Consider the following 1,001-nt stretch of genomic DNA (forward strand, 5'->3'; position numbering starts at 1 on the left):
CGGCGCGGCGCCGACCCCGGTCCTCCAGGCCGAACAGAGCGACGTCGCCACCCTGCCGTCCGCCGCGGCGCACTGGTTCCTGCCGGCCACGCTGGACCAGTCCTACACCATCTATGACGCCGACGCCGGGCGCATCCTCGGCACGGTGCCCGCCAGCATCCTGGGCAATATCGCGTTTTCGCCCGACCACGGAAAATTTTACGTGGCCGATACGATCTGGTCGCGCGTCGATCACGGCACCCGCCAGGACCTGCTGCAGGTCTATGACGCGCACAGCCTCGCCCTGCTGCGCGAAATCCCCCTGCCGCCCCGCGCGCTCGCGGTCTACAAGCAGCAGGATTTCGACGTCAGCACCGACGGCAACTGGGCCTACGCCTTCAACATGAGCCCGGCGACCTCCGTCACCATCATCGACCTCGCGCACGCCAGGGTCGCCCGCACGGTCGACATCCCGGGCTGCGCCCTCATCTTCCCCTGGAAATCGGGCGGTTTCTCCAGCCTGTGCGGCGACGGCTCGCTGACCGATGTCGGCTATACGGGCGGCAACGCGGTCACCATCACCCACACCCGGCCGTTCTTCGACGCCAACAATGACCCGATCTTCGAACAGGGCCTGGTCGACCATGCGACCGGCCGCGCCCTGTTCGTCTCCTATACCGGCAAGGTCTATGCGGCGACCCTGGGTCAGCATCCCGCCATCGCCGCTCCCTGGTCCATCCAGCAGGCCGCCGGCCAGCCGGCCGCCGGCACCGGGGTGCAGGAACTGGCCTGGCGTCCCGGCGGCCTGCAGCCCTTCGCCTGGAACCGCGCAAGCGGCCACCTGTTCGTGCTGATGCATGCCGGCACCTACTGGACGCACAAGACCGCCGGGACCGAGGTCTGGGAACTCGATCCCGCCCGCCACGCCCTGGTCCGCCGCATCGACCTGCCGCATCCCGCGCGCGGCATCGCCGTCACCTCCGACGCCTCGCCCCTGCTGTTCGCCACGGCCGAGGACGGCG

1 protein-coding gene is annotated in these 1,001 nt (G+C 69.7%); it reads left to right on the forward strand.

Features of this window, described 5'->3' with window-relative positions; all coding sequences use genetic code 11:
• Window positions 1-1,001 (forward strand): amine dehydrogenase large subunit (locus HUK84_RS19960; protein ID WP_176641755.1); only part of this gene is annotated, 1,001 nt, incomplete at both ends.

It is taken from the genome of Nguyenibacter vanlangensis, from assembly GCF_013376155.1.
GTDB classification, from domain to species: Bacteria; Pseudomonadota; Alphaproteobacteria; order Acetobacterales; family Acetobacteraceae; genus Gluconacetobacter; species Gluconacetobacter vanlangensis.